The organism is Thermostichus sp. MS-CIW-25 (assembly GCF_054060015.1).
The window spans coordinates 58,073-78,738 of sequence record NZ_JBSSCS010000002.1 but is presented as its reverse complement, the minus strand read 5'-3'; the positions used below and the strand labels follow the sequence as shown (position 1 = coordinate 78,738).

Below are 20,666 nucleotides of genomic sequence, written 5' to 3'. Positions count from 1 at the left end.
GATCTGGGGGAAGAAGAGGGGATCCGAAATTTGCCTTTTTCAATGAAGGTAGTCGAAAACTGGGGCAGCTATGAGCGAAGCAGTGCAGCACTACCTTGAGCGTCTGGAGTCGCAAATACAGGAGCTAAAAGCTGCCATCGAGCGGATGCCCGAGCAGGTGGTGGCTGTTCTCCTGGCTACCCAGGAAGCCAAAAAAAACACCCCCGCCCCCTCTCGTTACAGCGTTCTAATCTCAGACCTGGTGGAAGATGGCAGCCACAACTTCCTGCTGGATGATGAACCTACTGTGGTGAGCAACCGCAGCATGGGGCATGAGTTGGCCCCCGAAGCCCAAATACAGCGCTTGAGCGCCCAGTTAACTGCTGCCTACAACCGCATTGCCGCTCTGGAAGAGCAGCTCTTGGCCCAGCGCTTGCAACACTAAACCAAACCGACAGTCGTCCGGACCGGTCTGGAAAGGCTTCAACGGGGAACAGCAGAGGGCTTGCCTTTGCGTTGCACATCCTGCATCTGGAAGCCGTGTTTGCGCAGCTCTTGATCCAGCACCAGCTCGTTTTCCACGTGATCCACAAACAACACGCCGTTGAGGTGGTCGATTTCGTGCTGGATCACCCGCGCCAGCAAATCGTCCGCTCGAAGGGTGCGGGGCCGCCCCGTTTCATCCTTAAACGAAACCACAATCCCTTCTGGGCGCACGACCTCGCAAAACACCCCCGGAATGCTTAGACAACCCTCCTGCCCGGCAACGGCCTCGCCAATGTACTCCCGGATCTCCGGGTTGATCAGCACCAGCGGTGGCACCTCCGGCTTATCGGGATAAAGATCCACCACAATCATGCGCTTGGGAATGCCAACCTGCGGAGCCGCCAGACCAATCCCATCAAAGCTGTACATGGTCTGCAGCATGTCCCGGGCAAGCTGGCGGATCTCGTCGTTGACCTGGCTGATGCGCTTGGCCGGCTGCCGCAGCACCTTGTCCCCCATGCGATAAATGTGCAGGGGCGGATGCTTCAGCTTCACTTTGGGAACGGCAACAGAAAGGGTAGCCACCATCCGGCAGATCTCACAGAATAACAGCAGGTATCAGGCCTGGATCCCCATTCTACATTCAGTCCCAGTTGCGCCGAAACCACTGTTGCCTAACTCTCTTCTCCTTTTTGATTTTGAAGAGGGGGTAGAGGCTTGTTTGGGATGATCATGGCTCAGGGTTGCCGTCGCCAGCCTCTGGAAGTCGTTGGGCCTGTTGGTCAATTCCCTGCTTAAAGCCCAAGGCCACCAAAATATTGGAGAGGGTGAGAAAAGCCTCTGCCCCTCCATGCAAGGGATCCACGTTGGCCAGGGAAGTGCCGTAGTGCATCTGAGCGTACAGCCCTGCCGGGATGCTGACGGCCACAAAAAGCAACAACAGCCAAAATCCAACCAAAGCCAAACGTGGGATCCGGCGCAGCCGCGACAGAAAGAATAAAAAGACCAGGTAGGGGAACAAAGAAAGGGCAAATAAACTGTTCATCGCCTAGTCGGGATCCCCCTCCTGTGCAGGCTCATCCACCCTTTCAGCCCGCCAAATGCGGTAAGCAGCCCAAGCCAAGGTGCAGTTGCCCAGCAAGGTCAAGCTGGCCTGTGCAGTCACCACCCAGTCTAACTTGGGGTCGTTGTCAAACCAGTGCCAGGTGATCGCGCACATCGCCCCCGACAAAGCGGGCAGCATCGCCCAGCTCAAACTTCGCCATTCGGGCTGGCCCACCCGCTCCCCAAATTGCCACACGAGCACAATAGCAGCGATCCACTCCAAGACGCTGGCAATGTGAATCCACCAGGTGGGAAGCGAAAGGGCGTGCATCAGGCGCTGAGGGAATGACGCAGCAGTTGGCGGTAAGTGGCCTCCTGCAACAGCATTTGCTTGTGCAGTTTGACCAAAATGTCTTTGGCCTGCTCGGGGCTCATGCGAGAAACCAAGGTCTCGAAAGCCCGCTGGCGAAATTGCTGCTCCAAAGAGAGCTCTAGCGTTTCATCCATCATTATCACCTCAGGGTGCTCAGGTAGAGAGGTCTGCAAAGAGTTCCAACAGCGCAGATCTGGCCAGGTAGTGCAAGCAGGATAATACATATCTTAACAAATCGCAACAACGTGACAAGATGCCGGATCTCGACGTGCCGGAAGGGAGCTTGGCCGAGGCGAGGGCAGAGAACCTCAACCCAGTGGCAGAAAAAGTACAGGCCCGTCAAGTTGGACAAAGGTGCATTTTGGATGGGGAAGGGGGAAGATTTTCCGGCAGGGATCCCTTTACATCCTTTCACGTTGTGCGACTTAGCAAGGCTCCATGATAGAAGTGAAGTACTCTGGAGCTTTGTTGCCACCCTTGCTGATTGGTGACTTACTTTGCTTGAATTGCCATGACCATTTTTGTGGGGAACCTAAACTATAAAGCCTCAACAGAAGAACTGAAAGCTTTCTTCCAGCAGAGGTGGAACGTTAAGTCGGTTACAATCCCGATAGACCGAGAGACAGGTCAGACACGAGGCTTCGCGTTTGTGGATCTGGCAACCGAAGCTGAGGAGGACGAAGCCATCGAGAGCGCGAACGGGCAGGAATTCATGGGCCGGCCTCTGCGTTTGGATCGAGCCAGGCCCCGCCGCCAAGCCTAAGCAAAGATTGTTCAACCCTGGGTTTGCCATTCTGGACAACCAAAGGACTCCGTCCCGCTAACGCGAACGGCAAGGTTTATCCCAACAGATGGGAGAGCTGCAAAGTCTCCAAGAGCGCCCAAGATGGTAAGGTTGCTACATCTTTCCGACATTCATCTGGGCAGTGGTCTTGCCTACGGCCACATTAACCCAGCTACCGGCCTGAATACCCGTTTGGAAGATTTTGTAGCTTCTTTGCGCTTGTGCATTGACCATGCTCTCAACCAAGCGGTGGATCTGGTGTTGTTTGGGGGCGATGCTTTCCCCGATGCGACACCCCCCCCTCTCCATCAAGAGCTTTTTGCCCAACAGTTTCGCCGCCTGGCCGATGCAGGGATCCCAACCGTCCTGTTGGTGGGCAACCACGATCAGTACGGGCAGGGACAGGGAGGCAACAGCCTGGCTATCTACCGCGCTTTGGGGGTCTCAGGCTTTATTGTGGGGGACAGACTGGAAACTCATCGGATCGAAACTCGCGGTGGCCCGGTGCAGGTGACCACTTTACCTTGGCTGAGTCGCTCTGCTCTACTCGCCCAACAGGAAAGCTTGGCGCTTGAAGGGGAAATCCTCGCGCATCAGCTCCTGCAGCGCCTCCGCCTAGCCCTAGAAGGGGAGATCCGCACCCTGCAGCCAGGGATCCCGGCGATTTTGTTGGCTCACGTCATGGTGGAGACAGCCCGCTACGGAGCAGAACGCCATCTCTCGGTGGGCAGAGGATTTACGGTGCCCCTTTCGCTGCTGGCTCGGCCTGCCTATCAATATGTTGCCTTGGGGCATGTCCACCGTCACCAGGTGCTGTGTCGGGATCCCTTGATGCTCTATCCCGGCAGCATTGAGCGGGTGGATTTTGGCGAAGAAAAAGAGGAAAAAGGCTGTGTGCTGGTGGAAGTCACCCCTACGGGGGCCAGCTATGAATTTTTGCCCCTGCCAACCCGTACCTTTCACACCATTCGCCTGGATCTGAGCGCAGATCCACCCCAGCAGGCGCAGTCCAAGCTGCTGGCCGCCATCGCCAAGGCCCCCGTGGCCGGCTCCATCCTGCGGTTGATCTACCGCATACGGCCCGACCAGCTAGAGTGCATTGATGAGCGGGCTCTGCACAACGCTCTTGCCCCTGCTTTTAGCTACACCATCGCCCCAGAAGTGGTCAGCCCCAGCCGTATCCGTTTGCCGGGATGGGATCCCAGCCGACTTGAGCCCCTGACGGCTCTGGAGCAGTATCTGGCCGACCGCAGCGATCTGGCCCCCTTGCACAACGATTTGCTGGCCGCGGCCCGTCAGTTGTTGGAGGAATATGTGGATCCTTTACAAGACTGGGCCCCCAACTGGGAGGAGCTGGGATCTTCAAGCCTTGCCCCAGTGGAAGAGGAGCAGTTGCCTTTGTTTTGATTGGTTTTGAGATGCTCTCTTTGTCGCCTCAGGGTTCATAGGGGTGGGGATGGGGGATCCCTGTACGAAGAAATCAGGACAGGAGTGCTTGCCAAAGCTGCGGGCTCCTCAAGTTTCAAGTGATCTGAATCACTTCGAAATGGCAAAAAGCAACACAAACTGGGAATCGGGTTGAAGACGTTGGCAACGACGGCATCAGCTCACTCACAGGGAACTGACTCAGACTGGTAGACCTCACACTGCCAGTCTTTTTTTGTTTGAGGTTTAGGTATTGTGAAGCTGCAGCAAGCAGGGGATCCCTTTCTAGCATTCATGAAATTCCCATCTTCTTTTCTATAGAGTCAGTCTATTAAATCTATAGAGTCTGTATATTAAAAGACAAATAACGATCTGTTCTCGGCAGAGGCTACCAATTTGTCAAGTGGGCGTCAAGTGTGCCAAGTGTACAGAAGGTTGGTTCTCAGGGAATTTATTTTCTCACAACAATAGGTATGCTGTAGAAACAGCATACTATGGAGAAGTAGGTTCTATGGACAGTATCCTTTGGTTTCTCTTGATCGGAGCCCTGGCGGGTTGGCTGGCAGGGAATATTCGACGCGGTTACGGATTTGGATTGATAGGCAACATAATCGTTGGTGTTTGCGGGGCATTTTTTGGCGGGTTCCTCTTCGATTTGCTTGGCCTGTCGGCTACAGGTCTTTTGGGAAGTTTGTTGATGGCTACCGTTGGGGCTTTGGTTTTGTTGGCGTTAATTGGCTTCGTTCGTCAGGCTTGATCTTTAAGATGGCCCGCAAGGGCTTGTGTTTCCGTTGGGATCTTGATCGAACATTTAATCGAACATTTACCGGAGAATTTTTATGAGCATTCGTGTTCTTTCGGCAGCGATGATTGGCTTAGCCATCCCCAGCATGGGTCTGTTGACAATGCCATCTGCTTCTGCCCAGCACTTGTTTGATTTGGGAGTGCGCCAACTGCAGCCGGGCACCATCATTCCCGTCCAGAGCTTCAAGGGAGAAGAGCCCCAGTACTTCAGTCCCAACAGCACCCACCCACTTACCCTGCGGGTAGCCCAGGACATCTACAACGGCAGCGGCCAATTGGCGATTCCAGCAGGCAGCGAGGTGCGAGGCAGCTTGCGACCGACTCAGGGAGGGGCCAGGTTCTTCGGCACAGCTTTGATTGCCAATGGGCGACTTTACTCGGTGCAGATGTCTTCTGATTTGATCCACTGATTTGATCCACACTGAGAAAGACCCGCGCCACTATTCTGCCGAAGCGATTGCTCAAGATGCAGCCATTGGTGCTGTGGGGGGTACGGTGCTGGGCTTGCTCACAGGAGGCGTTTCTGCTTTAGGGGTTATTGGCGGAGCTGGAGCCGGAGTGGCGGTGGGCAATATCACGGCACCTCAAGTCGTGGTGTTGCGCCCTAACCAAACGATTAACTTGGCTTTGGACAGTCCGGTGCGTCTGTGATCGACAAATTTTTGATCTGGTTTTGATTTGGTTTGATCTGGAAGCAAAAAGGATCCCGGTTTTAGGCCGGGATCCCTGTTTGGTTTTAGGGATTTTTTCGAGGAACACCACCTTCAGTGCAAGTAGGTGTAGGCCCGCAGATTGTCTTCAAAGTGCTGCTGCAAGGCGCGGGCTTGATCCAGCGTGATCTGCCCTCGCTGCAGGGCGGTCTCGGTGGCGTGGTGGAGGGTCTCCACCAGATCTTCGCTGTTGTACTGCACCCAGCTCAGCACTTCGCCAATGGTGTCCCCCTTGATGACTTGGGAAACGTGGTAGCCGCCGGGGCGGGAGCGAATATGCACCGCGTTGGTATCGCCAAACAGGTTGTGCAGATCTCCGAGAATCTCCTGGTAAGCGCCCCCCAGAAACACCCCCAGCAGGTAGGGATGTCCGTTGGGGTCGTGCAGCGGCAAGACCGAGGTGATCTGCCCATCTTCGCCGAAGAAGCGGTTGATCTTGCCGTCGCTGTCGCAGGTGAGATCGGCCAGGGTGGCCCATTGGCGTGGCTCCTCATCCAGACGGTGGATGGGCATGATGGGGAAGACCTGGTCGATGGCCCAGCTATCCGGCAGGGATTGGAACAGGGAGAAATTGCCGTAGTAGATGCTGGCCAGCATCTCGTCCAGATCCAAGAGATCCACCGCCACCGGATGCCCCGCTTGGTGCTGCTCGTAGGCCAAGGTGCAGATCTTGTCGGAGCAGTTCCAGAACAGCCGCTCCACTTCAGCTCGCTCCTGCAGGCTGAGGGATCCCTCGGTGAACTGACGCAGAGCAGCCTCCTTCAGCTCCTGACAACGGCGATAGTTGACCACCAGAGTATCGGGCTGGATTTGGTAGTAGAGCTGGTTTAGCTTCTGGATCACCTCTGCATCGGAAGTAAGCTGGGTGGGCATCGGGTAGGGGCTGGCAGCGTTGACATCTTGCACGTCAAACACCAGCACCGACTGGTGGGACATCAGGGCGCGTCCGCTTTCGGTCACCAGTACCGGCGGCTGGATCCCGTGGGGTTCTAGGGCGGTCAGCACGGTCTGCACCACGGTGGCGGCGTAGTCCTCCATGCTGTAGCTCTGGGAAAAAGGATTGGGGGACTGGGATCCGTCGTAATCAACCCCCAAGCCACCGCCGATATCCAGGTAGCCCATGGGGGCCCCCAGCTTGACCAGCTCGATGTAGATTTGGCTGGCCTCCCGCACGGCCCGTCCATGCACGCTCACCATCGAGATCTGGGAGCCGATGTGGTAGTGCAACAGGCGTAGACAATGCAGCTTGCCCGCTTCCCGCAGCCGTTCCACCACTTGCAAAATCTCGGTGGCCGTCAGGCCGAACTTAGCCCGATCCCCAGCCGAGGTGCCCCAGCGTCCACTGCCCTGGGCGGAGAGCTTGGCCCGTACCCCCAAGATGGGGTCAATGCCCAGTTGGTCGGCAGCCTGCAGCGCCAGCTCCAGCTCTTGCAGCCGCTCCAAAACGATGATGGGTGTGCGCCCCAGCCGCTGGGCCAAGAGAGCCGTCTCCATAAAATCCCGGTCTTTGTAGCCGTTGCAGATCAGCAAAGCCCCGGGAGTATCCAGCAAAGCTAGGGCAATCAACAGCTCCGGCTTGGATCCCGCCTCCAGGCCAAAGTGGTAGGCACGACCGTGTTTCACCACTTCTTCTACCAGGTGGCGCTGCTGGTTCACCTTAACGGGGTAAACCCCCCGATAGACGTTGGGGTAGCCAAAGCGCTGGATGGCCTGCTGAAAGCTCTCGCAAATTTGCCGCATGCGGTCGGCCACGATCTCGGGAAAGCGAATCAAGAGGGGCAACTGCAGGCCCCGCGCCACCAGATCCATCACCAAGTGGTACAGGTCAATGCCCGGTTCCTGCTGCTGTAAGCCCTGTGGGGTCACCTCCACATGACCGGCGGCGTTGATACGGAAGTAGGGATCCCCCCAACCTGAGATGCGATAGAGCTTTTCGCTGTCTCGCAGTGTCCAGGGAGAACGAGTCAAAGTCGGCATAGTAGTCCCCCAGATACCGAGATGTGAACAGCGCAGGATTTCTGCACAGAATCCACAATATATTGCCTTATTCCAGAATATGTCAAGATTTTTCTGGTGCGGGGGGACTCAGGCCCAAAAACCGCTAAGCCTTGCCAGACAAGGCTTTGGCTTGGGGATCTCTGTGCAACTGCCGCAGAACTCAGCTCGCTCAATCTCTTGTTTGCGCTGTTTTTCTTTGTTTTTCTCTTGAATTCTCCATTTTCTGTCTTTCCTTTCTGGACTTGGGTTGGATCCTGAGTTTTGCTGGGAAGCGTAGCGAGGAATACGGGGATGGCGCAGAGGGAAAAGACAGCCACCTGGGGCAAGTGGACCTACGCAGGGGATCCCACTGGCAACCCTTGACAGGGCCCCGCAGGCAAGACAAGGATCGGGGCGGTGACCTCGGAGAACCTGAACCATGGCTCAACTGCCCCGCTTCCGTCGCCGAGAAGTGTTGCTTTCTTTATTGGCCACCGGCGCTACCTTGAGCGCCTGCCAAAGGGGATCCCGTTCTGACCAACCCAGCGGCAGGGATCCCGTTCCTGCCTCCGGCAGCCAGTCCTCCGACAAAGTTTTGCTGATCAACGGGGCCGGGTCCACCTTTCCGGCTCCTCTTTACTTGCGCTGGTTTTCCGATTACCGCCAGGTGGATCCCAAGGTGGAGATCAATTTCCAACCGGTGGGCAGCGCCGCTGGGATCCGGCAATTTATCGACCAAACGGTGGACTTTGCCGCCAGCGACGTGGCCATGACCGACGCCGAGATCGCCGAGGTGAAGCGGGGTGTGGTCATGATCCCGATGACCGCAGGCAGCATTGCCGTAGGCTACAACCTGCCGGGGATCCCTTCTGGACTCAAGCTGTCTCGACCCGTTTTGGTGAAGATCTTTCGCGGCCAAATCGACCAGTGGCGGGATCCGGAGATCCTGGCCCTGAACCCGGAGCTAACCATTCCCGATCTGCCCATCACCGTCTGCTACCGCTCCGATGGCAGCGGCACCACCGATACCTTTACCCGCCACCTGGCGGCCATCGATCCGGCTTGGGCCTCAGAAATCGGTGTTGGCATGTCGCTGGAGTGGCCGGTGGGCATTGGGGTGAAAGGCAACGAGGGCATGAGCGCCCAAATGCTCCTCAGCGAAGGGGTGATCGGCTACGTGGAGTCGGTCTATGCCCGCGAGCTGGATCTGTCGGTGGCAGCTCTGGAGAACCGCCGCGGCGAGTTCATTCTCCCCTCCCCGGAAGCCTCGGCCCTGGCCTTGAGCGAAATTGAGCTGCCGGAAAACCTGCGGGCTTTTGTGCCGGATCCCGCTGGCCCTGGAGCGTATCCCATCGTCACCTACACCTGGATCCTGACCTACCGCCGGTACTCGGATCCCGCCATGGCCGCCGCCCTGCAAGCTGTGCTCCGCTGGGCCCTTACCGAAGGACAAGCCCTGGCCGAGGAGATGGGCTACCTGCCCCTGGCCGCAACCGTTGTGAACCGCGGCCTGGAGGCGCTGCAGCTTATCCAGAGCTAGCCTGGCAGCAGTCCCCCAAGAGTTGCCAATAGCTGCCAACCCAGGCCATACCCCAAGCGGCACCGAAAGCAAGGCTGCTGCAGGTACGGAGATCCGTAACCGGTCTGCCCTTCAGCCCCGAGAAATGGGCGGCATTCTCGCCCTGGCCTCGCCAACCAGCTGGTTAGGATCGACCCAGGAAGTGACCAAGCATCTGCCGGATTTTCACAGATTGGCTGCCCAAGCTACTTCACACAGGCTGGCGGCGGTAACCGAAGCAATGTACTCAAGAAGAGGAGAATAAGGAGCCGATGGGAAAAGTTGTAGGAATTGACCTGGGCACAACCAACTCGGTTGTCGCCGTAATGGAAGGGGGTGTCCCCACCGTCATCGCCAATGCTGAGGGCACTCGCACCACGCCCTCGGTGGTTGCCTTCACCAAAGATGGAGAGCGCCTGGTGGGCCAAATGGCCCGCCGCCAAGCGGTGCTCAACCCCGAAAACACGTTCTACTCCGTTAAGCGGTTCATCGGTCGCAAGTACGATGAGCTGAATGCCGACTCCAAGCGGGTCTCCTACCAGGTACGGCGGGATGAGCGGGGCAATGTCAAGTTATACGCCCCCCGCCTGAACAAGGAATTTGCGCCGGAAGAGATTTCGGCCATGGTGCTGCGCAAGCTAGCGGATGATGCCAGCCGCTACCTGGGCCAGCCGGTCACCCAAGCGGTGATCACGGTTCCTGCTTACTTTAATGACTCGCAGCGGCAGGCCACCAAAGATGCGGGCCGCATTGCCGGTTTGGAAGTGCTGCGCATCATCAACGAGCCGACAGCAGCCTCTTTGGCCTACGGCTTGGACAAGCGCAACAACGAGACCATCCTCGTCTTCGACCTGGGCGGCGGCACCTTCGACGTGTCCATCCTGGAAGTGGGGGATGGTGTTTTCGAGGTGAAATCCACCAGCGGCGATACGCAGTTGGGCGGCGATGACTTCGACAAGAAGATCGTCGATTGGATGGCCGAGCAGTTTAAGCAAATGGAAGGGATCGACCTGCGGCAAGACCGGCAGGCGCTGCAACGGCTAACGGAAGCCGCGGAAAAAGCCAAGATCGAGCTGTCCAGCGTTTCCGAAACCACCATCAACCTGCCCTTCATCACTGCCACTGCCGATGGGCCCAAGCACCTGGAGCTGAAGCTCTCCCGCGCCCAGTTTGAGCACCTCTGTGCCGACCTGCTGGAGCGCTGCAAGGGGCCGGTGGAGCAAGCCCTGCGGGATGCCAAGCTCACCAAAGCCGACATCAACGAAGTGGTGCTGGTGGGGGGATCCACCCGCATTCCGGCGGTGCAGCGGCTGGTGAGGGAGCTGCTGGGCAAAGAACCCAACCAAAGTGTCAACCCCGATGAGGTGGTGGCCGTTGGGGCGGCCATCCAAGCGGGTGTGCTGGCGGGCGAAGTCAAAGACGTGCTGCTGCTGGATGTCACCCCCTTGTCCTTGGGGGTGGAAACCTTGGGCGGCGTGGCCACCAAGCTGATCCCGCGCAACACCACCATCCCCACCCGCAAGTCGGAGATCTTCTCCACTGCCGAAGATGGGCAGACCTCCGTGGAAATCCACGTGGTGCAAGGGGAGCGAGAGCTGGCCCGCGACAACAAATCTCTGGGCCGCTTCAAGCTGGACGGGATCCCGCCGGCCCCTCGCGGTGTGCCCCAGATCGAGGTCACCTTCGACATCGACGCCAATGGCATCCTCAAGGTGACGGCCAAAGACAAAGGCAGCGGCAAAGAGCAGAGCATCTCCATCACCGGTGCCTCTACTTTGGACAGCAAAGAGGTGGAGCGCATGATTGCCGAGGCGGAGAAATACGCTGCCGAAGACCGGGCCCGCCGGGAGAAAATCGAGCGCCGCAACAAGGCCGACTCGCTGGCCTACCAAGCCGAGCGGCAGTTGAAGGAGTTGGGCGACAAGATCTCCTCCAGCAAACGCAGCCAAATCGAGACTCTGGTGCGAGAACTGCGGGAGGCCATCCAGCGGGAGGACGACAGCGCCATCCAGAGCAAAGAGCGGGAGCTGCAAGAGGCTCTCTACGCCATGAGCAGCGAGCTGTATCAACAGCCGGGGGCCTCCTCTGGCCCCACTCCCGGCTCAGGGAAAACCTCCGGCGGCAGCGATGATGTGATCGATGCCGACTTCACCGAGAGCAAGTGACTGCTCAGGGATCCCTCCGTGGGCTGCGGGCCCAGGGCGGATCCCGCCCTTACTTGTAGCGCCGATAATGAGGAGGGACGGGATGGGCGATGGCGTCTAGCCCGCCTCCTCATTTTCTTCAGTAGGTCGGAGGGAAGGAGCCCTTGCCGGGGACGCCTAGCCTCGTGGTTTTCTGCCCACTCTCAGCGATTTGCCTGCGGACGCCTCCATGCAAAACTTTAAGGACTACTACAAGATTTTGGGGGTCAGCAAAACGGCCACTGCCGATGAGGTGAAACAAGCCTATCGGCGCCTAGCCCGCAAGTATCACCCAGATGTCAACCCCAACGACAAAGCGGCTGAAGAGAAATTCAAAGACATTAACGAAGCCTACGAAGTTCTCTCGGATCCCAGCAAGCGCAGGCAATACGACCAATTTGGCCAATACTATCAGCAGGGCGGGTTTCGCTCCAGCCGCGATGCCTACACCTACAGCAGCAGCCCCTTCAGCCAAGACTTTGGGGGGAGCGGATTTGGGGGGAGTGGCGTCGATTTCAGCCAATTTGATGATTTTCAAGACTTCATCGATCAACTGCTGGGCCGGGTGCGCAGCCAAACCACAGACCGCAGCAGCGGATTTTCGGGATCCAGCGGCAACACCAGTTACGATGCTGAGGCCACCATCCAGATCAGCATTCCAGAAGCTTTTGAGGGGGGCAAGCGTCGCCTGCGGGTGGGCGGGGATCGCGTGCTCGAGGTAAACATCCCGCCGGGAATTACGCCAGGGAAGCGGATTCGCCTGCGCGGCCAAGGCCACCCCAACCCCAACGGCGGTGCCGGTGATCTGTACCTTAAAATTGAGCTGAAAGACCACCCCTTCTATCGCCTAGAGGGATTCGACGTTTACTGCGATCTGCCCATCAGCCCCAGCGAAGCGGTTTTGGGCGCCCAGGTGGAGGTGCCCACCTTGGATGGGGTGGTGAAGCTGCGGATCCCACCTGGCATGCAGCCGGGGCGAAAGTTGCGGCTGGCGGAAAGGGGATTTCCCAAAGGCAACGGAGAACGGGGGGATTTTTACGTGGTGGTGCAGATCCATTTGCCCACCCAGGTCTCTGGCGAAGAGCGAGAACTTTACGAAAAGCTGCAGCAGGTTCAATCCTACAATCCCCGCGCCGCCCTCAAGCTCTAGCAGTTAGGATGGGATCCCGCTGGAACCCGGTCGCGTCGGCGGGACAGGATCCCTATTTGCTTCTAGAGGTTCTTGACAGGAGGATCCCCGGCTCCATTGCAGTTGCCGTAGGATCCCGCGCAGCAAGGCCACCTCGGCCACGGTTAGGCCGGCCCGCTGGAACAGGGCGCGAAACTTGAGCATTTTGCGGCGGGCTGTGTGGGGGCGCAGGTAGCCAATCTGCAGCAACAGCGCTTCCAGGTGAGCGAAAAAGCCTTGCAGCAGCTCGAAGGAGGCAAGCCTTTGCGGTGAGGGCACAGGAGGAGCGGGAGAAGGGCTCTCGCAGGCAAGGGTGTACAGCTCATAGCAACAAATGGCCACGGCTTGGGCCAAGTTCAAAGAGGGATAGGTCGCATCGGTGGGGATCTGGATCTGGCGATGGCAGAGGGCCAGCTCCTCGTTGCTCAAGCCGCGATCTTCGGGGCCAAACACGAGGGCAGCAGGGCCGGCGGCCAGCAGGGCAGGGAAGGCTTGGCGAGGAGACTGAATTTGCCATTCGGGTGGGTAGGTTTGGCTGCGTCCCGTTGTCCCGAAAACCTGCACACACCCTTGCAGGGCTTCGGGCAAGGTATGCACCTTCTGGGCTTGGTGGAGCAAGTCCGCCCCATGCACGGCTGCGGTGAGCGCCTCGGCATCCAGGGGATCACATTGGGGATCCACCAGCACCCATTGCCTGAGGCCCATGTTTTTCATGATGCGAGCAACAGCGCCCAAATTGCGTGGCCCAGCCGGCTGCACCAACACAAGCCGCACCTGCGCCAGTTGTTCAGGGCCAGAGTGGGTTGACATACTCCATGCCCTAAAGAGCAAGGATTCTTGACGCTTCACAGACCGATGCCAGCAAGCTGGTCTTACTAGGACTCCGTCCCGCTGGCGCGAACAGTCTCCACATCCGTTCTAGAGTCGGGCGCTCGCCTTGGCGGCGCGGAGCGCTTTGCCCCATCCCGACTTGCTCTATGCTTCGGGAAGCATTCCCATCCCGGTCGTGGACTGTGCCACAACCGTCGCAGACCACCACCCGAGTAGCTAGGTCAAGCTTGCCCCAATGCCAGCCACACTTCGAACAGTGCTGACTGGTTGCTGCCCAGCGGTCAATGACCCGCACTTCCCTGCCGTACTTGCCCCCTTTTGCCTCGCACAAAGCGCGAAACATCCCCCACCCTTGCCTGCTAATTGCCCTGGACAGTTTGCGGTTTTTCAACATCCCACTTACATTCAGGTCTTCCAAACAAACCACTTGGTTTTCGCTGATGAGCTTGGTAGACAGCTTGTGCAGGAAGTCCAACCGCAGGTCAGCAAGGCGACGGTGCAACTTGGCCATCCTCAGCCTTGTCCGCTCCCACCGCTTTGACCCTTGGACCCGTCTGGCCAATGGCTTTTGCAACTGAGCGATGCGCCGGTACAAAGGCTCATCGTTGGGGCTGTGGTACTGAGCTCTGCTACTTACAGCGGCAACGGTTTTGATGCCCAAATCCACCCCAACGCTGGGAGACTGAGCAGGAACACGCATAGGCTCCACCTCTACGACGAAGCTAACAAAGTACCGCTCCGCGCAGTCCTTGATTACGGTTACAGAGCTTGGTTGACTTGGCAGCGGACGGCTCCAGATAGGCTGGATAGTTCCTATCTTGGCGAGATGCACACGCTCCCCTTTCAGGGAAAAGCTATTGGCCACTAAAGTCAATGACTGCTTTGATTGTTTCTTCTTGAAGTGTGGAAAACCTCCTTTGTTCTCAAAAAAACGCCGGTACACTTGGTCTAAGTGCCTCAAGGATTGCTGTAGGACAACACTGGATACCTCCTTGAGCCATGCCACTGATTGCTTTAACCCTGTCAGCCGCTTTGACAAAGCGTTGTACCCTGGATACTTGCCAACGGCTTGGCAGTGGGCCAGGGCCTCCTTCCAGACAAACCTGACACAACCGAATACTTTGGCTAGGGCTTGCTTCTGTTGGTCTGTAGGGTAGAACCTATACCTATAGCGGGCTTGCATGGGTTGAAGTTAGGTTGGCGCGTCATCTTAGCATATGGGATTAAGGAGAGACCGCAACAGCGTTTCCAGCTTGCAAGCGCACTTGGTGTTTGTCACCCAATACAAACGCAGGATACTAACGCAGGAAGGTTTGGACTTAATTGCGGCAGCATTTAAGAGCGTTGCCCAATCGATGGATTTTGAGATTTTAAAGTTTAACGGTGGAGCAGACCATATTCATCTTTTGATTTTCTACCCACCTAAGTGGTCTATTTCCAGATGGTTAACGCTCTCAAGAGTCTCCAGTCGCAGGTACGGCCAGGCTAAGTTTCCCAAGCCCTACGGCAAAACTGCCTTGTGGAGCCCTAGCTATTTTGCATCGAGTGTGGGTGGGGCTCCTCTACAAGTCTTAGTTGCTTACAGCCAAAATCAAGAAAAGCCGCCCTCAAGGGCGGGGTTTTAGACCCAAATTTTTGATAAAGTCAGAGCACGGTTAGCCCGGAGGAGTGACAACGGCATGAAAGCCATGATCCTGGCAGCAGGCAAAGGCACGCGAGTGCGGCCCATCACCTATATGATGCCGAAGCCGATGATCCCCATTTTGCACAAGCCTGTCATGGAATTTTTGGTGGAGCTGCTGCGGGAACATGGGTTTAACCAAATTATGATCAACACCAGCCACTTGGCCCACCAAATCGAAGACTACTTCCGCGATGGGCAGCAGTGGGGGGTTCACATCGGCTTTTCGTTCGAGGGTCACTTTGAGAACGGCCAGCCGGTGGCCCAGGCCCTGGGATCCGCAGGGGGCATGCGCAAGATCCAGGATTTCTCCGGATTTTTCGACAGCACCTTTGTGGTGCTCTGTGGGGATGCGCTAATCGACCTAAACCTCACGCAGATCGTCAACTTCCACAAAGCCAAGGGAGCGCTGGCCACCGTGGTGTTGCGGGAGGTGGATCCCAGCCAGGTCTCCAGCTACGGAGTGGTGGTAACCGATGAGACGGGTCGCATCACTGCCTTCCAAGAAAAGCCCAGGCGGGAAGAGGCCCTCGGCCACACCATCAACACCGGCATCTACGTTTTCGAGCCGGAAGTGTTCGACTACATTCCCCCCGGCTGCCCCTACGACATCGGCAGCGATCTCTTCCCGGCCTTGGTGAAAGCGGGCGCTCCCTTTTATGGGATCACGGCTGACTTTCAGTGGGTGGACATTGGCCGCACCCACGACTACTGGCTGGCAGTGCAAAAAGTGCTGCGCGGCGAGATCAAGGGAGTCAAGGTGCCTGGGATCCAGATTCAACCCGGCGTATGGACGGGGATCAACATCCGCGCCAACTGGGATCGCATCCACATCGAGCCACCGGTCTACATCGGGGCCAGCAGCTATTTGGCGGACGGGGTCAAACTCATCGGCCCCACGGCAATTGGCTACGGATGTGTGTTGAATGAAGGGTGTACGCTGGATGGCAGCTTGATTTTTAACTACACCCAGATTGCGGCAGGCGTGACCCTACGCCACCAGATGGTGATGGGTCGCTACTGCATTTCCTCGGATGGCAATGCCATCGACACCGAAGAGTCCAACCTCACGTGGCTGATCGGAGATGCCCGCAGCAATGCCAACGGCAAATCCCCATAGCGCCCTCTACCTCTACGGGATCGTCGCTGCCCCTGGCCCGCGTCATCTGAGTGTGGTGGGGCTGGACAAGCAGCCGGTGCAGGTTCATGGGCTGGGATCCCTGGCCTTCTTGTATTCCCAGGCTCGACAAGAGCGCTACCTGGCCAGCCGGGCCAACTTGCTTGCCCATGAAGCCGTGCTGGAAAAAGTGATGAACGAGGGACATCGGGCTCTGCTGCCCCTGCAATTTGGTCTGGTGGTGAGCGGCTGGGAGCAGGTGGAACGGGACTTGGTGCAGCCCCGCTTGGCGGATCTGCTGGCTCTGCTGGAGCGCCTGGAGGGCAAGCGGGAGGTGGGAGTCAAAGTCTTCTGGGATCCCGAGCAGGAGCTCAAGCTGGGGCTAGAGGAAAACCCTGCCCTCAAAGCTCGGCGAGACGAAATGGCCGGCGCTCCTCTGGGGCTGGACGCGGTAGTCGAGATCGGACGGGCTCTGGAGCAGCTCTTAGAGCAGCGACGTCAGCGCATTGCCCAGACCTTTACAGCAGCCCTCAGCCCCTTGGCCAGCGACCGCGTAGAAGGAGATCTGCTCACCGAAAACATGGCCTACAACGGCTCGTTTTTGATCAATTGGGAAGATGAGCCGGTTTTTGCCCAAAAAGTAGAGGAGCTAGACCAGACCTTCCAGGGGCGGCTGCGCATTCGCTACAACAACTTCACCGCTCCCTACAATTTCGTCAAGCTCTAAACACATGATATAAAACTGATCATTTATAGTGATCACTTTAAGCAGCAACGAAACTGTTTAGTTGTATTGCTTCCTGGCTCCTCTCTCCCTTTGCCTGGAGGTGGTTGCGGAAGCAAGGCGGAGCAGTTGGGAAGTGTCTCAACCTAAATCGAAACAAACATGCTCACCAGCTTGAAAAGTGAGGATTCTTGAATGCCTTACAACCCTGGGTGAGCGCTGACAGCCCTTACTGTCTTGGGTCAACTCTCTACATTAACTCTCCCAACTCTCCACAAAGGATAAGAAAAGACTGCTCGGTTGAATGGTCGAAAGCAGTTGCCCAGGCAGGGATCCTTTTGGAAATCTGCTCAGGTATTGTGGGGATGGGCGCTGCAGTCTGTAAGCCGAGGGAGACGGTATGGGGTTGCTTATTTTTATCTTGTTTTTAGCTCTGGCTGCCGGGATCTTGGCTCTAGCCCTTTACCACGAAAAGAAACGTCGAGAAGCTCTGGAGCGGGTAGCTGCACAGCTAGGAATGCGCTTTTCTGCCCAGTTGCCTGAAGAGATTCGATCTCGCTTGTTGCAAGCAGGCTTTGGACTGTTTGAACGAGGCCATGGGCGGCGTTTCTATAATTCGATGTCCAAGCGGCTGATCGATGGCACTGAGATTACCGTTTTTGATTACCAATACACCCGCGGCAGTGGCAAGAGTTCTAGCACTTATCGCCAGTCCGTCTTCTACGCCTATCACGAGGATCTTCATCTGCCCCGTTTTCGGCTGCACCCCGAAAATGCCCTTTTCCATGGCATCGCCAAAGCTTTTGGCATGCAAGATATCAATTTCGAGAGCCACCCTAAGTTCTCCCGGAGCTATCTCTTGCGAGGAGAGAATGAAGCCCAAGTTCGGCTGCGGTTCCATCCTGGCGTCCTTGGTTTTTGGGAGCAGCATCCCAACTATTGCGCCGAAGGAGCTGGCGCCCACCTCATTCTTTGGCAAAATGACCGACAGGTGAGTCCCGAAGAGATAGCAAAATGGATGCGCTTGGGGGAAGAGTTGACGCAACAGCTGCGGCGTAGGTAGCAGCAGAGCCTACGGCCCGCTGCCGCAAGCAGCTAACCTCAGCCTAAACCTCAACCGCAGAGGGTGGCCTCTCTACTGGGTGCTGATCTACTGGGCGCTGAGAGCGGCCAACAAATCATCTGCCAACAACACCGCCGTATAGACCAAAGCCTGTCGTTGCTCAGGAGACAAATCGCCAACAGGAGTCTGGGGATTGCTCACGATACCTTGCAATACCTTGCTGGCTATGTATTCCCGCTTGGAAACCCCTGGGCTGGAGATGGTGGGGTTGTCAAGAGAGAACTTCTGATGGTGCTCGAAGGGGAAGGCGTATTCGGGGGCAACCGGCATCGCTCGACTCCAGATGGATCTCTACACTCTGCTTTGCCTATTTTCCCATCCTCTCTCGCTGGGGATTTTAAAAAAGCGGTGCCTCAAAAAAGACATAACGGGTTATCGTAATCAGAGAGATCCCTATGTGGGGGAAGGATCTGGGCTGCTCTCCCTTGGGAACAGTGGACATGCATTTGAGGGATTCTTTTCGACGCACCAAAATTGTTGCCACCATCGGCCCTGCCAGCTCAAATCCAGCCATTCTCAGGGAGATGATCCTGCAAGGGGCAACCACCCTTCGCCTGAACTTCTCCCATGGGGATCACGAGCTACACCGCCGCAGCATTCGCCTGATCCGCCAAACCGCGATGGATCTGGGCATCCAGGTCGCCATTTTGCAAGACCTGCAGGGGCCCAAAATCCGCCTGGGCAAGTTCGCCGAAGGCTCGATCACCCTCAAGGCAGGGGATCCCTTTGTGTTGACCAGTAAGCCCGTCTTGGGATCCCAAGAGCGCAGTTGGGTCACCTACGACAAGCTGGCCCAGGAAGTGCCCGAAGGAGCGACGATCCTCATCGACGACGGTCGAGTGGAGATGCGGGTGGAAGCCGTGGATCCGGAAGCGGGCGAACTCTTCTGCCGCACCATTGTCGGGGGTACCCTCTCCAACAACAAGGGGGTCAATTTCCCCGGTGTGCGCCTGAGCATCCGCGCCGTGACCCCAAAGGATAAAGAAGATCTCTACTTCGGCCTCAACCAAGGGGTGGATTGGGTGGCCCTCAGCTTTGTGCGGGATCCCTCTGATGTGCTGGAGCTGCGGGAGCTCATTGCCTCAGCCAAACGGCCTTCTTCCGGCTCAGCCGACAAGCGGGTACCCATCATCGTCAAGATCGAGAAACACGAGGCCATCGAACAACTGCCCCAGATTTTGGCCCTCAGCGACGGTGTGATGGTGGCGCGGGGAGATCTGGGGGTAGAGCTGCCCGCGGAAGAGGTGCCGATCCTGCAGAAGCGGGTGATCGCCCTGGCCAACTCCCTGGGGATCCCGGTGATTACGGCCACCCAAATGCTGGACAGCATGGTGCACAGCCCCCGGCCTACCCGTGCCGAAATCTCCGATGTGGCCAACGCCATTTTGGATGGCACCGATGCCGTCATGCTCTCCAACGAGACGGCTGTGGGCAAATACCCTGTCGAGGCCGTTGCTACCATGGCCCGCATTGCCGTGCGCACTGAGCGCGATTACTTTGACCTGACCTCCGCCGACCGACGACAACGCCTTCGCGCCCTTGCCATGCAGGAGCTGAGCCAAAACAACGGCAACAGTCCTGCTGGAATGCGGCCCAAAACCCTGATCACCGACTCGATCAGCCGCGCCGTGGGGGAGATCGCCCAAGAGTTGGATGCTGTAGCCGTGATGACCCTGACCAAAACAGGGGCTACTGCTCGCAATGTCTCCAAGTTTCGCCCCCGCACTCCCATCCTGGCCGTAACCCCCCATGTGGAGGTGGCACGGCGGCTGCAGTTGGTTTGGGGAGTTCATCCGCTGTTGGTTATGGATTTGGCCACCACCCGCCAGACCTTTCAAGCGGCCATCAGCTTGGCTCAGGAAGATGGCTTGCTCAAGGATGGCGACTTGGTGGTGCTCAGTGCAGGAACCCTGCCAGGCGTTGCGGGATCCACCGATCTGATCAAGGTGGATGTGGTGAAAGCGGTGGTGGCTCAAGGCAAAGGGTTTGGCAAAGGCATTGTCAGCGGCCCGGCCCGCATCTTGAGATCCAGCCTCGATGCCAGCAAAATCACCGCCGGGGACATTTTGGTTGCCCAATCCACCGACGCCAACTATGTGGAGGCCATCAAGCAGGCAGCCGGGGTGATTACCGAGGAAGAGGGAGCTTCCTCTCATGCGGCGGTCATTGGCCTGCGGCTGGGGGTGCCGGTGCTGGTGGGGGTCAAGGATGCCACCCGCTTAATCCGGGATGGGTCTATTGTCACTTTGGATGCAGAAAAAGGCATAGTGACTGCGGGAGCCGATGGCCTAGGCTTTTAACCGGGCTCTGAAGTTATCTGCAATACAAACTTGTATCTCTTGCTACGAAACGAGACCCAGTTCTATGATGGGGGTGACAGGGCAAGATTTTCCCGACCCCTCGGTGCGTCCCATTCATCCCACGTGTAGGTTAAGCTATGCCCACTTTACAAGCCACCCACTATGCGGTTGAGGCTATCCAGGAGGAAGCTCGTCGCCTTGTCCGGCAGGGGGTCTTGCGCCGCTCCGAAGCCATTGCCCACCTGCAACCCTTCTTCCCCCAGCGGGAGTGGCAGGCGATTGCCCAAGAGCTGGAGCTGCAAGACTACTGCCCCTCGGATCCTCTCTGCGATTTAATCGGCGACTGCGAGGAGTGGGGCGAAGACTGACTCTCGATCTGCCGAGGATGGCAAGCGGTCG

General features: G+C 57.5%; 24 protein-coding genes. 16 read left to right on the top strand and 8 right to left on the bottom strand.

The genetic code is table 11. From position 1 onward, the window contains the following. Window positions 1–70 precede the first annotated feature (70 nt). Entirely contained in the window at window positions 71–424 is a 354-nt protein-coding gene (locus tag ACVWZ1_RS01305) for a hypothetical protein (protein ID WP_414350209.1), read from the top strand. A gap of 38 nt (window positions 425–462) precedes the next feature. Here ACVWZ1_RS01305 and def read toward each other — a convergent pair whose 3' ends face one another. The 4 genes from def to ACVWZ1_RS01285 form a co-directional block, all read right to left on the bottom strand. Beyond that, the gene (gene def, locus ACVWZ1_RS01300; RefSeq protein ID WP_414350211.1) at window positions 463–1,053 is read right to left on the bottom strand and encodes a peptide deformylase; all 591 of its coding nucleotides are present in this window, start codon (window positions 1,051–1,053) and stop codon (window positions 463–465) included. Between the two features lie 142 nt (window positions 1,054–1,195). Then, on the bottom strand, window positions 1,196–1,510 hold the full coding sequence (locus ACVWZ1_RS01295) for a DUF3593 domain-containing protein (protein ID WP_011434312.1): 315 nt from the start codon (window positions 1,508–1,510) through the stop codon (window positions 1,196–1,198). 3 nt (window positions 1,511–1,513) lie between these two features. Continuing rightward, a complete protein-coding gene (locus tag ACVWZ1_RS01290) occupies window positions 1,514–1,840 on the bottom strand; it encodes a DUF2499 domain-containing protein (RefSeq protein ID WP_457465452.1) in 327 nt (108 codons plus the stop codon). Continuing rightward, window positions 1,840–2,016 (bottom strand): NblA/ycf18 family protein, encoded by a 177-nt coding sequence (locus ACVWZ1_RS01285; RefSeq protein ID WP_041437678.1) that lies wholly within the window; start codon window positions 2,014–2,016, stop codon window positions 1,840–1,842. Before ACVWZ1_RS01285 ends, ACVWZ1_RS01290 begins: the two co-directional genes overlap by 1 nt. A gap of 119 nt (window positions 2,017–2,135) precedes the next feature. Here ACVWZ1_RS01285 and ACVWZ1_RS01280 point away from each other — a divergent pair, with 119 nt between their 5' ends. The 6 genes from ACVWZ1_RS01280 to ACVWZ1_RS01255 all read left to right on the top strand — a co-directional run bounded on the left by ACVWZ1_RS01280 (window position 2,136) and on the right by ACVWZ1_RS01255 (window position 5,546). Beyond that, window positions 2,136–2,324, top strand: a complete 189-nt coding sequence (locus tag ACVWZ1_RS01280; RefSeq protein WP_414350215.1) for a hypothetical protein — start codon at window positions 2,136–2,138, stop codon at window positions 2,322–2,324. Between the two features lie 69 nt (window positions 2,325–2,393). Continuing rightward, complete coding sequence (locus ACVWZ1_RS01275; RefSeq protein ID WP_011434316.1) at window positions 2,394–2,645, top strand: RNA recognition motif domain-containing protein; 252 nt, start codon at window positions 2,394–2,396, stop codon at window positions 2,643–2,645. A gap of 123 nt (window positions 2,646–2,768) precedes the next feature. Continuing rightward, window positions 2,769–4,073 carry a metallophosphoesterase family protein gene (locus ACVWZ1_RS01270; protein ID WP_414417917.1) on the top strand — a complete coding sequence of 435 codons (1,305 nt, stop codon included), beginning with the start codon at window positions 2,769–2,771 and terminating at the stop codon, window positions 4,071–4,073. A gap of 529 nt (window positions 4,074–4,602) precedes the next feature. Then, window positions 4,603–4,848: a GlsB/YeaQ/YmgE family stress response membrane protein gene (locus ACVWZ1_RS01265; RefSeq protein ID WP_011434318.1), complete on the top strand. Its 246-nt coding sequence runs from the start codon at window positions 4,603–4,605 to the stop codon at window positions 4,846–4,848. An 82-nt stretch (window positions 4,849–4,930) separates the two neighbouring features. Beyond that, window positions 4,931–5,305 (top strand): hypothetical protein, encoded by a 375-nt coding sequence (locus ACVWZ1_RS01260; protein WP_414350220.1) that lies wholly within the window; start codon window positions 4,931–4,933, stop codon window positions 5,303–5,305. Between the two features lies 1 nt (window position 5,306). Further along, window positions 5,307–5,546 carry a hypothetical protein gene (locus tag ACVWZ1_RS01255; RefSeq protein ID WP_414329398.1) on the top strand — a complete coding sequence of 80 codons (240 nt, stop codon included), beginning with the start codon at window positions 5,307–5,309 and terminating at the stop codon, window positions 5,544–5,546. Window positions 5,547–5,659: 113 nt separating this feature from the next. On the opposite strand, the gene speA is transcribed toward ACVWZ1_RS01255, so the two are convergent. After that, complete coding sequence (speA, locus tag ACVWZ1_RS01250; RefSeq protein ID WP_414407052.1) at window positions 5,660–7,582, bottom strand: biosynthetic arginine decarboxylase; 1,923 nt, start codon at window positions 7,580–7,582, stop codon at window positions 5,660–5,662. Between the two features lie 439 nt (window positions 7,583–8,021). Here speA and pstS point away from each other — a divergent pair, with 439 nt between their 5' ends. The 3 genes from pstS to ACVWZ1_RS01235 all read left to right on the top strand — a co-directional run bounded on the left by pstS (window position 8,022) and on the right by ACVWZ1_RS01235 (window position 12,473). Beyond that, window positions 8,022–9,122: a phosphate ABC transporter substrate-binding protein PstS gene (gene pstS, locus ACVWZ1_RS01245; protein WP_414329476.1), complete on the top strand. Its 1,101-nt coding sequence runs from the start codon at window positions 8,022–8,024 to the stop codon at window positions 9,120–9,122. A 290-nt stretch (window positions 9,123–9,412) separates the two neighbouring features. Continuing rightward, entirely contained in the window at window positions 9,413–11,305 is a 1,893-nt protein-coding gene (dnaK, locus tag ACVWZ1_RS01240; RefSeq protein WP_011434322.1) for a molecular chaperone DnaK, read from the top strand. A 208-nt stretch (window positions 11,306–11,513) separates the two neighbouring features. Beyond that, window positions 11,514–12,473 carry a DnaJ C-terminal domain-containing protein gene (locus ACVWZ1_RS01235; protein ID WP_457502324.1) on the top strand — a complete coding sequence of 320 codons (960 nt, stop codon included), beginning with the start codon at window positions 11,514–11,516 and terminating at the stop codon, window positions 12,471–12,473. 3 nt (window positions 12,474–12,476) lie between these two features. Here ACVWZ1_RS01235 and ACVWZ1_RS01230 read toward each other — a convergent pair whose 3' ends face one another. Together ACVWZ1_RS01230 and ACVWZ1_RS01225 are read right to left on the bottom strand one after the other, a co-directional pair. Beyond that, entirely contained in the window at window positions 12,477–13,301 is an 825-nt protein-coding gene (locus ACVWZ1_RS01230; protein WP_457502323.1) for an RNA methyltransferase, read from the bottom strand. A gap of 10 nt (window positions 13,302–13,311) precedes the next feature. Continuing rightward, complete coding sequence (locus ACVWZ1_RS01225) at window positions 13,312–14,505, bottom strand: RNA-guided endonuclease InsQ/TnpB family protein (protein WP_457502322.1); 1,194 nt, start codon at window positions 14,503–14,505, stop codon at window positions 13,312–13,314. 34 nt (window positions 14,506–14,539) lie between these two features. Here ACVWZ1_RS01225 and tnpA point away from each other — a divergent pair, with 34 nt between their 5' ends. From tnpA to ACVWZ1_RS01205, 4 genes are all read left to right on the top strand, one after another. Further along, complete coding sequence (gene tnpA / locus ACVWZ1_RS01220) at window positions 14,540–14,947, top strand: IS200/IS605 family transposase (RefSeq protein ID WP_457502321.1); 408 nt, start codon at window positions 14,540–14,542, stop codon at window positions 14,945–14,947. Between the two features lie 54 nt (window positions 14,948–15,001). Next, window positions 15,002–16,123, top strand: a complete 1,122-nt coding sequence (locus ACVWZ1_RS01215) for a sugar phosphate nucleotidyltransferase (protein WP_457502320.1) — start codon at window positions 15,002–15,004, stop codon at window positions 16,121–16,123. After that, window positions 16,101–16,847, top strand: a complete 747-nt coding sequence (locus ACVWZ1_RS01210) for a GvpL/GvpF family gas vesicle protein (RefSeq protein WP_011433160.1) — start codon at window positions 16,101–16,103, stop codon at window positions 16,845–16,847. Before ACVWZ1_RS01215 ends, ACVWZ1_RS01210 begins: the two co-directional genes overlap by 23 nt. Before the next feature lie 397 nt (window positions 16,848–17,244). Beyond that, window positions 17,245–17,907 (top strand): hypothetical protein, encoded by a 663-nt coding sequence (locus ACVWZ1_RS01205; RefSeq protein ID WP_414423997.1) that lies wholly within the window; start codon window positions 17,245–17,247, stop codon window positions 17,905–17,907. Between the two features lie 87 nt (window positions 17,908–17,994). Here ACVWZ1_RS01205 and ACVWZ1_RS01200 read toward each other — a convergent pair whose 3' ends face one another. Beyond that, on the bottom strand, window positions 17,995–18,237 hold the full coding sequence (locus tag ACVWZ1_RS01200; protein WP_457502319.1) for a hypothetical protein: 243 nt from the start codon (window positions 18,235–18,237) through the stop codon (window positions 17,995–17,997). A gap of 170 nt (window positions 18,238–18,407) precedes the next feature. Here ACVWZ1_RS01200 and pyk point away from each other — a divergent pair, with 170 nt between their 5' ends. Next, on the top strand, window positions 18,408–20,267 hold the full coding sequence (gene pyk, locus ACVWZ1_RS01195; protein WP_414388286.1) for a pyruvate kinase: 1,860 nt from the start codon (window positions 18,408–18,410) through the stop codon (window positions 20,265–20,267). A 137-nt stretch (window positions 20,268–20,404) separates the two neighbouring features. Beyond that, on the top strand, window positions 20,405–20,635 hold the full coding sequence (locus ACVWZ1_RS01190; protein ID WP_414412891.1) for a DUF4327 family protein: 231 nt from the start codon (window positions 20,405–20,407) through the stop codon (window positions 20,633–20,635). The last annotated feature ends 31 nt before the right edge of the window (window positions 20,636–20,666 follow it).

Coding starts and splice junctions, on each gene's coding strand:
- speA (WP_414407052.1), bottom strand. CDS start 7,582: ATGCCGACTTTGACTCGTTCTCCCTGGACACTGCGAGACAGCGAAAAG.
- ACVWZ1_RS01305 (WP_414350209.1), top strand. CDS start 71: ATGAGCGAAGCAGTGCAGCACTACCTTGAGCGTCTGGAGTCGCAAATA.
- ACVWZ1_RS01205 (WP_414423997.1), top strand. CDS start 17,245: ATGGGGTTGCTTATTTTTATCTTGTTTTTAGCTCTGGCTGCCGGGATC.
- ACVWZ1_RS01295 (WP_011434312.1), bottom strand. CDS start 1,510: ATGAACAGTTTATTTGCCCTTTCTTTGTTCCCCTACCTGGTCTTTTTA.
- pstS (WP_414329476.1), top strand. CDS start 8,022: ATGGCTCAACTGCCCCGCTTCCGTCGCCGAGAAGTGTTGCTTTCTTTA.
- ACVWZ1_RS01235 (WP_457502324.1), top strand. CDS start 11,514: ATGCAAAACTTTAAGGACTACTACAAGATTTTGGGGGTCAGCAAAACG.
- ACVWZ1_RS01200 (WP_457502319.1), bottom strand. CDS start 18,237: ATGCCGGTTGCCCCCGAATACGCCTTCCCCTTCGAGCACCATCAGAAG.
- ACVWZ1_RS01275 (WP_011434316.1), top strand. CDS start 2,394: ATGACCATTTTTGTGGGGAACCTAAACTATAAAGCCTCAACAGAAGAA.
- pyk (WP_414388286.1), top strand. CDS start 18,408: ATGCATTTGAGGGATTCTTTTCGACGCACCAAAATTGTTGCCACCATC.
- ACVWZ1_RS01280 (WP_414350215.1), top strand. CDS start 2,136: ATGCCGGATCTCGACGTGCCGGAAGGGAGCTTGGCCGAGGCGAGGGCA.
- ACVWZ1_RS01230 (WP_457502323.1), bottom strand. CDS start 13,301: ATGTCAACCCACTCTGGCCCTGAACAACTGGCGCAGGTGCGGCTTGTG.
- ACVWZ1_RS01190 (WP_414412891.1), top strand. CDS start 20,405: ATGCCCACTTTACAAGCCACCCACTATGCGGTTGAGGCTATCCAGGAG.
- ACVWZ1_RS01290 (WP_457465452.1), bottom strand. CDS start 1,840: ATGCACGCCCTTTCGCTTCCCACCTGGTGGATTCACATTGCCAGCGTC.
- ACVWZ1_RS01210 (WP_011433160.1), top strand. CDS start 16,101: ATGCCAACGGCAAATCCCCATAGCGCCCTCTACCTCTACGGGATCGTC.
- dnaK (WP_011434322.1), top strand. CDS start 9,413: ATGGGAAAAGTTGTAGGAATTGACCTGGGCACAACCAACTCGGTTGTC.
- ACVWZ1_RS01260 (WP_414350220.1), top strand. CDS start 4,931: ATGAGCATTCGTGTTCTTTCGGCAGCGATGATTGGCTTAGCCATCCCC.
- ACVWZ1_RS01265 (WP_011434318.1), top strand. CDS start 4,603: ATGGACAGTATCCTTTGGTTTCTCTTGATCGGAGCCCTGGCGGGTTGG.
- ACVWZ1_RS01225 (WP_457502322.1), bottom strand. CDS start 14,505: ATGCAAGCCCGCTATAGGTATAGGTTCTACCCTACAGACCAACAGAAG.
- ACVWZ1_RS01270 (WP_414417917.1), top strand. CDS start 2,769: ATGGTAAGGTTGCTACATCTTTCCGACATTCATCTGGGCAGTGGTCTT.
- ACVWZ1_RS01215 (WP_457502320.1), top strand. CDS start 15,002: ATGAAAGCCATGATCCTGGCAGCAGGCAAAGGCACGCGAGTGCGGCCC.
- tnpA (WP_457502321.1), top strand. CDS start 14,540: ATGGGATTAAGGAGAGACCGCAACAGCGTTTCCAGCTTGCAAGCGCAC.
- ACVWZ1_RS01285 (WP_041437678.1), bottom strand. CDS start 2,016: ATGGATGAAACGCTAGAGCTCTCTTTGGAGCAGCAATTTCGCCAGCGG.
- def (WP_414350211.1), bottom strand. CDS start 1,053: ATGGTGGCTACCCTTTCTGTTGCCGTTCCCAAAGTGAAGCTGAAGCAT.